The organism is Paracoccus versutus, from assembly GCF_000763885.1.
Classification (GTDB): domain Bacteria; phylum Pseudomonadota; class Alphaproteobacteria; order Rhodobacterales; family Rhodobacteraceae; genus Paracoccus; species Paracoccus versutus.
In genome coordinates this window covers 1-9,813 of sequence record NZ_JRKO01000104.1, presented here as the reverse complement: position 1 = coordinate 9,813, position 9,813 = coordinate 1, and the positions used below count along the sequence as shown (strand labels likewise).

Sequence of the window (9,813 nt, the reverse complement as noted above, 5' to 3'; positions counted from 1 at the left end):
CCAATCCAGCCGCTTGCCCTCGCGGCCCCAGAACCCGTCGGGGTCCGAGATCGATTCGGCATACATGCGGGCGTAATCGGCCGGCTGGACCAGGGCATCCTCGAAGCCGGGCGGAATGGGATGTTTCACAACATTTTCAACGGACATGGCTCCCCCTCATAAGCAATCGCATCTTTTCCCCTTCCCTGCGGCGCCATATCGACGCCTCCACGTCGGGCCGCTGCAAGAAAGCTCGAGAACGATGTTAAACCGATCACCGCATCCATGTTAAGCGTTTATATATAAAGGAAATTTTGTTAATAAATTGACAGGTTGGATATGCGATTTGTAAATATTTTACATGCCGGCTTGATCCGTCATCCGGAATCGTCTTCCCGACCGTGACAGCGGTCCGAGAGAACGCCGCCAGCGCATCCGGGGGCGAGCATTCGCCGACAGCGCATCGGGGCAGCCAAGCAGCTGCACCGTGCGATGATCCCGGCTTCGTCGCAGGGACTGCGTTTGCGAAGGCAGGGACGGGCACGGCCCCTGGAGGATCGCGGGGCCGCGCGATATATTCACATGCAGCTTTCAAACAGCGCGCGAGTGTTTTCGCGCGTCATCTCGACGGGGTTTCCGCCGCAACTCGGATCCTCCAGCGCCATCTCGGTCAGTTCGTCCAGACGTTCGGACTGGACGCCCAACCGGGTCAGGTTCTGGGGGATGGCAAGCTCGCTGCGCAGCTCGATCACCCGCGCGCGAAAGCCGTCGAAGCCGCCCTTGATGCCGAGATAGTCGGCGGCGCGGGCAAGCCGGTCCTCGATGGCCGGTCGGTTGAAGTCCAGCACCATCGGCATGACCACCGCATTCGTGGTGCCGTGATGGGTGCCATAGACCGCGCCGACCGGATGGCTCAGGCTATGGATCGCGCCCAGCCCCTTCTGGAAGGCGACGGCCCCCATGGCGGCGGCGCTCATCATGTTCGCGCGGGCCTCGATGTCATCGGGCGTGGCATAGGCGCGGGGCAGGTATTCGTTCACCAGCCGCAGCCCCTCAAGCGCGATGCCCTGCGACATGGGGTGGTAATGGGGCGAGCAGAACGCTTCGAGGCAATGGGCGAAGGCATCCATGCCGGTGCCGGCGGTGATGACTTTCGGCATGCCCACGGTCAGTTCGGGGTCGCAGACAGTGACGGCCGGCATCAGCTTGGGATGGAAGATGATCTTCTTCTTGTGCGTGGCCGAGTTCGTCAGGACCCCGGCGCGCCCGACCTCGGAGCCCGTGCCCGCCGTCGTCGGCACGGCAATGATGGGCGCGATCTTGCCGGCATCCGCGCGGGTCCACCAGTCGCCGATGTCCTCCAGGTCCCAAACGGATACGGTCTGGCCCGCCATCAGCGCGATCATCTTGCCCAGGTCCAGCGCCGAGCCGCCGCCAAAGCAGATCACGCCGTCATGTCCGCCGGCTTTGTAGGCGGCGATGCCGGCCTCCATATTGCCCTCGTGGGGGTTCGGATCGACCTCGGAAAAGACCGCGCGGCCAAGGCCGGAGGCATCCAGAATATCCAGGGCCTGCGCGGCTATGGGCAGGCTCGCCAGTGCCTTGTCTGTCACAAGCAGGGGACGCGCGATGCCCGCGGCCCTGCAATGCTCGGCCAGTTCGGTGACGCGGCCCGCGCCGAATTTTATGGTGGTCGGATAGGACCAGTTCGCCCGAAGCGTCATTTCGTCACCTTTTTCAGATGGTAGGATTTCGGCCGCGTCACGGCCAGATAGCCAAGGCCCGACAGCGCCGCGCCGCGTCCGGTGTCCTTGCAGCCGGTCCAGCACAGCGCCGGGTCCAGATAGTCGCAGCGGTTCATGTAGACGGTGCCGGTTTCAAGCCGGCTGCCGATCCGGGCGGCGGCATCGGCATCGGCGGTCCAGATCGAGGCGGTCAGCCCATAGTCGCAATCATTCATCAGCCGGATCGCCTCGGCATCGTCGCGAACCGGCATGATGCCGACGACGGGGCCGAAGCTTTCCTCTCGCATCACGCGCATGTCGTGGGTCACGTCGACCAGCACCTGCGGCGCAAGATAGGCGCCGCCATCATCGGCGGGAAAGTGCGCCGGGTCGATCAGCGGCCTTGCCCCCTGCGCCACGGCCTCGGCGACCTGCGCGCGGACCAGATCGGCAAAGCGCCGGTGCGCCATCGGCCCCATCGTCGTATCCGGGTCGTGGGGATTGCCCAGCCTCTGCGCGTTCACCCAATCGACGGCCTTGGCCACGAAGGCGTCAAAGAGGCTTTCGTGGACATAGATCCGCTCGATCCCGCAGCAGCACTGGCCGCTGTTGAACATGGCGCCGTCCATCAGCCCATCCACCGCCGCATCCAGATCGGCATCGGCGCGGACATAGCCGGGATCCTTGCCGCCCAGTTCCAGCCCGGTCGCGGTAAAGGTCCCCGCGGCGGCCCGCTCGATCGCACGCCCCCCGGCGACCGAGCCCGTGAAGTTCACGAAGCCGAAGCTGCGCTCGACGATCAGTGCCTCGGTCGTCTCGTGGTCCAAGACGACATTCTGCATGATGTCGGCGGGAACGCCGCCTCGATGCAGCGCCTCGGCCAGACGCTCGCCCGCCAGCAGGGTCTGGGTCGCATGTTTCAGGATCACGGCATTGCCGGCGACCAGGGCGGGCACGACCGTGTTGACGACGGTCAGGAAGGGATAGTTCCAGGGCGCGATGACAAAGACCACGCCCACCGGCTCGCGCCGGATCTCGCGCGCGAAATGATCGCTGTCTTCGACCATGGTCGGGGCAAGGGCCTGGGCCGCGATCTTCATCATATGGTCGGCGCGTTCGTTGACGCCGCCGAATTCACCGCCGTAGCGGATCGGGCGGCCCATCTGATCGGCCAGTTCGGGCACTATCGCGTCCTTCATGGCGTTCAGCGCCGCGATCCCGGCGCGGATGCGGGCGACCCGCTCGTCCAGCGGCAGCGCCGCCCATCCGGGCTGGGCGGCACGGGCGCGGGCAACGGCGGCGCGCGCGTCCTCGATGCCCAGGGTCTGCCTTTCGACAAGGGTCTTGCCGGTGGTGGGCGATATCAGGGCGATGGTCTTGCTCATCTCTTCCTCGTATTGGCGGAGGTTCCGGCGGATCGTGTCAGGCGCGCTCGAACCCGCGGGCCAGTTCCCAATCGGTGACGGCGCGGTTGAATTCCTCGACTTCCCAGCGGGCGGCGTGGACATAGTGATCGATGACCCCATCGCCCATCGCCGCGCGCAACATGGCCGAGCCCTCCAGGGCATCGGCGGCCTCATGCAGGGTCTTGGGCACCTGCCGGGCATCCTGGGCCGCATAGGCGTCGCCGGTGAATTCCGGCTCCAGCGCCAGTTTCCGCTCGATCCCCTCCAGCCCGGCGGCGAGCAGCGCGGCGCAGGCCAGATAGGGGTTCAGGTCCGATCCGCCGATCCGGCATTCGATGCGCACGCCCCTGGTGTTGTCGCCGCAAACGCGGAAACCTGCTGTGCGGTTGTCCACCGACCAGATCGCGTTCGTCGGCGCGAAAAGGCCTGTCACGAAACGCTTGTAGCTGTTGACATAGGGGGCAAGAAAAAAGGTCAGCTCGCGCGCGTGTTCCAGTTGGCCCGCCATGTAATGCCGCATCAGGTCGGACATGCCATGTTCGGCACTCTCGTCGAAAAAGGCGTTCTCGCCGTCCCTGAACAGGGATTGATGCACATGGCTGGACGAGCCTGCCTGGCCATGCGCGACTTTCGCAAGGAAGGTGGCCGAGAGGCCGTGCCTGCTCGCGATCTCCTTGGTCGCAGTCTTGACCACGACATGCATGTCCGAGGTATCCAGCGCATCCGAATATCTGACATTGATCTCGTGCTGGCCGGCGTTGGCTTCACCCTTCGAATTCTCGACCGGGATGCCGGCGCCGTAAAGACCGTTGCGCAGATCCCGCATCACGGGTTCCTCACCGAAGGTGCCGCTGAGGGCATAGTCGACATTGTGGCGCGCAGTCGGGACAAGGCAGCGATAGCCGCTGTCGAAGTGATGCTTGAAGGATTGCTCGAACAGGTAGAATTCAAGCTCGGTCGCCATCATCGGCTGGAAACCCAGGGCGGCCGCGCGTTCGACCTGCCGGCGCAACACGCTGCGCGGGGCGTGGGGGACCAGTTCGTGGGTCTTGTGGTCGTAGAGATCGCACATGCACAGCGCGGTTCCCGCCGCCCAGGGCAGGCGGCGCAGGGTCGAAAGGTCCGGCTTCATCACGTAGTCGCCGTAGCCCGCCGCCCAGCTTGCCGCCGCATAGCCCGGCACCGTGTTCATCTCCAGATCGGTCGCCAGCAGATAGTTGCAGCAATGCGTCTCGTCGTGGTTCTCGAGAAAATGGGCTGCGTGGAAGCGTTTGCCCATCAAACGGCCCTGCATATCGACCAACGCGACGATCACGGTGTCGATTTCGCCGGCTTGGACCGCCTGCTCGAGGTTTTTCAAGGAAAGGTTGGCAGGCATGGGTGACTCCGGTAAGGAGGGCGCACCATCGCGGATGCGCCCAGTCGCAGTGATCACGAATAGCGATAGGGTGGACCTGCCTTCTCCATCGCTTCGTTGTATTCCTTGATCTGGGCGACGACGCGGGCCTTGACCTCGGATTCCGCGGCGATCTCGTCCCAGAATTTCTTGGCGGCCTCCTCGACGGTGGCCCATTCCTCGGCGGGAATCGTCGTCAGTTGCATCTTGTCGCCGCCGACGCGAAGCCGTGCCTCGCCCGCCCAATACCAATGCTGGCGATAGTAATGGGATTGGTCGAAGACGGCTTTCATCAGCTCCTTCAGATGGTCGGGCACCTCGTCCCAACGCTGCTGGTTGGCAAAGAAATGGCCGATCCATGCGCCCGAGATGTTGTTGGTCAGGAAATGGCCCGTCGCCTCGGCCCAGCCGACGGTATAGTCCTCGGTGATGCCGCACCAGGCGACGCCGTCCAGCTCGCCCGTCTGCAGCGCGACCTCGATATCCTCCCAGGGCAAGGTGACGGGCACGACGCCGAATTGCGCGAGGAACCGTCCCGCCGTCGGGAAGGTAAAGACGCGCTTGCCCTGAAGGTCGGCCAAGCTGTTGATCGGCTGCTTGGTCGCGAAGTTGCAAGGATCCCAAGACCCTGCCGAGATATGCTGGATGCCGTGCTTGGCGTATTCCTCTTTCCAGATCTCGTCCAGACCATAGTGGTTGAAGAGCGCCGGCACATCCAGAGAATAGCGCAGCGCAAAGGGGAAATAGCCGCCGAAGACCGTCACCTCGGTGGGCGAGGCCATGCTATCGTCATCGGACTGCACCGCGTCGATGGTGCCGTTCTGAAGCGCGCGGAACAGCTCGGGCGTGGGCACGATCTGGTCGGCATAGTAAAGCTCGATCTCCATCTGGCCGTTGGCGATCTTGTTGAAGGCGTCTACCGCAGGCTTGCAGACATGCTCGCCCAGTGCCGCACCCGCATAGGTCTGCATCCGCCATTTCAGCGGTGCGCCCTGTGCGATGGCGGGGGCGGCAAGGGCGCCGACCCCGGCCGCGGCGACGCCGCTGGTCAAGAGCTCTCGTCTGGTCGTGTTCATCGTCTTTACCTCCTTGCCGGTTGTCATTGTCCATAGATCGACTGGGGCAGCCACATGGCGATGCCGGGGAACGCAATGACCAGCCCGAGCGTCAGCAGCATGATCATCACGAAGGGCAATACCGAGCGATAGATCACCCCAAGCGTGAAATCCCGAGGCGCGAGCGCACGCATCAGGAACAGGTTGTAGCCGAACGGGGGCGTCAGGTAGGCGATCTGGCAGGTGATGGTATAGAGGATGCCATACCACACCAGATCGAAGCCGAGGCTGCGCGCCATGGTGACATAGATCGGCGCGACGATCACCAGCATCGCGGTGTCGTCCAGGAACATCCCCAGGATCAGGAAGGATGCCTGCATGATCAGCAGCACCTGCAAGGGCGTCAGATGCATCTCGCCCAGAAACAGCCGCCCGATGGCGCGGCCCGCGCCCAGCCCGTCGAAGACCGCACCGAAGCTGAGCGCGGCCATGATGATCAGCATGAACATGCAGGTGATCGCCAGCGTCTGGCGGGTCGCGATTTCGAACACGTGCCGGGTGAAGCGGCCCTTGAGGACGGCGGCGACCACCGACGACACGGCACCGATGACGCTGCTTTCGGTCAGCGAGGTCCAGCCCTTGACGAAAGGGATCATCATGGCGGCGAAGATGATGATCGGCAGGATGCCCGCGCGCAACAGCCGAAACCGTTGCGGCCAGGTGATGGCCGCGCGTTCCTCGGCCGGCATCGGGGGGGCCAGCGCCGGATTCAGCCAGGTGCGGATCAGGATATAGGCGATGAACAGCGCGGCCATCAGCAACCCCGGCCCGATCCCCGCCAGCCACAGCTGGCTGACCGGCTGGCGCGCGATCAGCGAATACAGCACCAGAACGACGGAAGGCGGGATCAGGATGCCGAGGCTGGACCCCGCCTGAATGACGCCCGAGATCATCGGCTTGTCATAGCGATGCTTGACCAGCTCGGGCAGGGCGATGGTGGCGCCGATGGCCATGCCAGCGACCGACAGCCCGTTCATGGCCGAGATCATCACCATCAACAGCACCGTGCCGATGGCGAGCCCGCCCGGCAGCGGCCCGAACCAGACGTGAAACATCCGATAAAGGTCGTCGGCCAGCCGCGATTCCGACATGACATAGCCCATGAAGACGAACATCGGCAGCGTCAGCAACGCGTTCCACCGCATCACCTTCATCACCGCCGAAAAGCCCATGTCGGTGCCGCCCGGCCCCCACAAGAGCAGCGCCGCCACCACGGCGACGAAGCCGATGGCCCCGAAGACCCGCTGCCCCGTGATCATCATCAGAAGCATCGTCGAGAACATCAGGATGGCGATCCACTCATGGCTCATCTGTTGACCTCGCCGACAAAGGGGCGGGGAATGTCGACGTTGCGAAGAATGGCGATGTCGCGGATCAGATGGGCGATGGCTTGCAGGATCATAAGCGCAAAGCTGATCGTGATGACGACCTTGATCGGCCATAACGGAGGCCGCCACGCGCTTGGCGCGCGCTCGCCTATCCGAAAGCTGTAGGCGGTGCTGTCCACCGCCCCCCACAGCATCACGCCCAGATAGAACAACAGGCAGAAGATGGTGAAGATGTCCCAGATCGCCTGCCGCTTCACCGGCATCCGGGCATAGAGCAGGTCCATCCGCACGTTCGCGCCCAGTTGCATCGAATAGGGTGCGCCCAGAAGGTAATAGGCGACCAGCGTGAATTGCGCCACCTCCAGCGTCCACAGCGACGGCATCCTGATCACCTTGGTGAACGAGGACCACAGCAGGACGCCCATGATCACGAACAGCAGATACATGACGATGCGGCCAAGGCGGTAGTTCAGCGCCTCGATGCGCCTGACATAGCAGATCGCCCAGTTCGGCATCACAGGCACTCCTTCACGGCTTCGCGGATCGCCGGGGCCAGACGGTTCGCCATGGCCTGCTGCGCCACCGGCGTCGCGATCAGGTCGTTGCGGATTTCCAGCATCGCATGGCCCAGCCCAAGGGGCGTGGCATGCAGCGCCAGCGTATGGGTCACGCCGTCGGCGGCGCTGTAGGGATCGTTCAGGCGGGTGAGAAGCCCGACGTCGCGTGCCAGGATGGCTCGTGCCAACCTGTCGTCGGCCTCGTGGATGATGCCGAATTCGACCTCTCGCCTTGTGCTGAAATAGACGGGAGTAAAGCTGTGGACGGTAATCAGCGCGGTCGGCCTGCCGCTGGCCAGCCTGCGGGCCAACAGGGAAAACAGCGCCGCATGAAAGGGAATGTAATGCGCCCTGGTCCGCTCCAGCCGCTGCCGGGGGGTCAGATCGCGATTGCCGGGAATGTCATATGCCTCGCTACGCGCAGGCATCGCGCCTGGTGAATCGGGGGGGCGGTTCAGGTCGTAGATCAGGCGCGAAGCCGTCGCGTGGATCAGCGGCGCGTCCAGCGCGGAGGACAGCCCCTTCGCCACGCCAAGCGCGCCGGGATCCCATGCGATATGGGCCTGGCGCTGATCGACGCTCAGCCCAAGCGCATTGGCCGCAGCCGTCAGATCGTTCGAGGCATGCTCGCACACGATGACCGCATCACCGCTGCCTTCCGCGTTATCTATCTGGAAAAAGAATGCAGGATCAGACATGCGCGCGCTCCATTGCTGCTCAGGTTGAAGTAGCCGGGGCGAGTCTGTCAATTATTTTTCAGAGTGTGTTTTTCCTGTTAAGAATGTTACGAACACGGTGACGCTGTCGGGAGGGCCGTCGATGTCGCAGGAACATGAAGCCGCGGGCACTATCGAGGACCGCCTGATGCAGCGCTTCGGCACCCTGACCCCGACCGAGCGCCTGCTGGCCGGCCACCTGACGCGGAACTTTCCCGTCGCGGGTCTGGCCTCGATGACCTATCTTGCGAAAGAAGCGGGGGTTTCGACGCCCACGGTGCTGCGCCTGGTTCAGAAGCTGGGGTTTCGCGGCTATCCGGAATTTCAGGCGCAACTGCGCAATGAGATCGAGGCCCGGCTGGAATCGCCCCTGTCCAAGCACGCGCGCTGGACCGACGGGGTGCCCCAAACCCATATCCTGAATCGTTTCGCAGACGCCGTTCTGGCCAATCTGACCCGGACGCTCAGCCGGATTGACCACGCCGATTTCGATGCATGCGCCGAGATGCTGGCCGATCCGAAACGCCGGGTTCTGGTGACGGGCGGGCGCATCACCCATGCGCTGGCGGATTATCTGGTGACTCAGCTGGGAATTGTCCGGCCGGGAGTATCCGCGCTGCCCAGCCAGTCCAGCGCTTGGCCCTCGGCGCTACTGGAGATGCGTCCCGGCGACGTGCTGATCGTGTTCGACATCCGCCGCTATGAAAGAGCGACCCTGCAATTGGCCGAAATGGCAGCCGAGCGGGGTGCAGAAGTCGTCCTGATCACCGATCCCTGGATCAGCCCGATATCGGCCTATGCCCGCTTCCGCTTCGCTGCACAGATCGAGGTGCCCTCGGCCTGGGACAGCAGCACGGCACTGATGGTGCTGATCGAGACCTTGCTTGCGGCGGTGCAGGAACTGAACTGGCCACAGGCGCAGGACCGCATGACGCGGCTTGAGGCGCTGTATGAACGCGCCAGCATGTTCCGGCGCGGGAAGGGTTGAACCCGCGGCGCCAAGCCTCGATTGACCTGGCGGAGGCTGGCATTCCCTGAAAGCGCATCGGAGAATGGCTCAGGTGCGCTGTGCGATATTGCCCCCCTTGATCCGGCGCAGCGAAATTTCCAGCCGCACCTCAGCTGCTGCAATTTCATTCAGGACGCGCTTGGTATAGTTCCGGGCGGCTCTGAGAATGGTCCTAACAGGCTGCTGAAAAAGGATTTTGAGAGGGCGACGCAGCGGAAATCGTTCTGGAGCCAGCTAATATCGGCCCGAAAATGGGGTGTTTTCGGCAAATTTGAGGCGGATTTCCTGGTTCCCCGCCCGCGCTGTCCTGTCGCAAGGACTTTTTCAGCAGCCTGCTAAGCCCTGCCGATTGCAGCGGCTCGACCGGCTGTCCGCAGCCGGAGGATGCCGGCCCTTCCGGTCGCCCGGCTGCGCGCGCCGGTCGGGCCGCGCCGGCGGTGCTTTACCGCCAGGCCGGGCGGGCGCGCTCGTCGGCCCGCTGGGGGCGCCGGCAGAAAGCCCCCGGCCCGCGAACCACCCCCCCGGCACCCGCGGAGCGGCCGGCAAGGCTTACGACCGCCCCCCCGCCCTCCATTCGTCCCCG

General features: G+C 64.1%; 9 protein-coding genes. 1 reads left to right on the top strand and 8 read right to left on the bottom strand.

Annotated features, from left to right (window positions below; all coding sequences use genetic code 11):
* The 8 genes from IT40_RS30995 to IT40_RS25335 form a co-directional block, all read right to left on the bottom strand.
* On the bottom strand, positions 1-147 hold a 147-nt coding region (locus tag IT40_RS30995), incomplete at its 3' end, for an acetyl-coenzyme A synthetase N-terminal domain-containing protein (protein WP_157034110.1).
* 410 nt (positions 148-557) lie between these two features.
* Positions 558-1,703 (bottom strand): iron-containing alcohol dehydrogenase, encoded by a 1,146-nt coding sequence (locus tag IT40_RS25365; RefSeq protein ID WP_036761013.1) that lies wholly within the window; start codon positions 1,701-1,703, stop codon positions 558-560.
* Complete coding sequence (locus tag IT40_RS25360; protein ID WP_036761010.1) at positions 1,700-3,088, bottom strand: aldehyde dehydrogenase family protein; 1,389 nt, start codon at positions 3,086-3,088, stop codon at positions 1,700-1,702. Before IT40_RS25360 ends, IT40_RS25365 begins: the two co-directional genes overlap by 4 nt.
* Before the next feature lie 37 nt (positions 3,089-3,125).
* The gene (locus tag IT40_RS25355) at positions 3,126-4,487 is read right to left on the bottom strand and encodes a glutamine synthetase family protein (protein WP_036761007.1); all 1,362 of its coding nucleotides are present in this window, start codon (positions 4,485-4,487) and stop codon (positions 3,126-3,128) included.
* Positions 4,488-4,540: 53 nt separating this feature from the next.
* A complete protein-coding gene (locus IT40_RS25350) occupies positions 4,541-5,581 on the bottom strand; it encodes a TRAP transporter substrate-binding protein (RefSeq protein WP_036761014.1) in 1,041 nt (346 codons plus the stop codon).
* Between the two features lie 23 nt (positions 5,582-5,604).
* Positions 5,605-6,930, bottom strand: coding sequence for a TRAP transporter large permease (locus IT40_RS25345; protein ID WP_036761004.1), 1,326 nt, complete (start codon positions 6,928-6,930; stop codon positions 5,605-5,607).
* The gene (locus IT40_RS25340; protein WP_036761001.1) at positions 6,927-7,463 is read right to left on the bottom strand and encodes a TRAP transporter small permease subunit; all 537 of its coding nucleotides are present in this window, start codon (positions 7,461-7,463) and stop codon (positions 6,927-6,929) included. The genes IT40_RS25345 and IT40_RS25340 overlap by 4 nt, the downstream gene beginning before the upstream one ends.
* On the bottom strand, positions 7,463-8,254 hold the full coding sequence (locus IT40_RS25335) for an N-formylglutamate amidohydrolase (RefSeq protein WP_243700335.1): 792 nt from the start codon (positions 8,252-8,254) through the stop codon (positions 7,463-7,465). The genes IT40_RS25340 and IT40_RS25335 overlap by 1 nt, the downstream gene beginning before the upstream one ends.
* 70 nt (positions 8,255-8,324) lie before the next feature.
* Here IT40_RS25335 and IT40_RS25330 point away from each other — a divergent pair, with 70 nt between their 5' ends.
* Positions 8,325-9,209, top strand: coding sequence for a MurR/RpiR family transcriptional regulator (locus IT40_RS25330; protein ID WP_036760996.1), 885 nt, complete (start codon positions 8,325-8,327; stop codon positions 9,207-9,209).
* Positions 9,210-9,813: the final 604 nt, after the last annotated feature.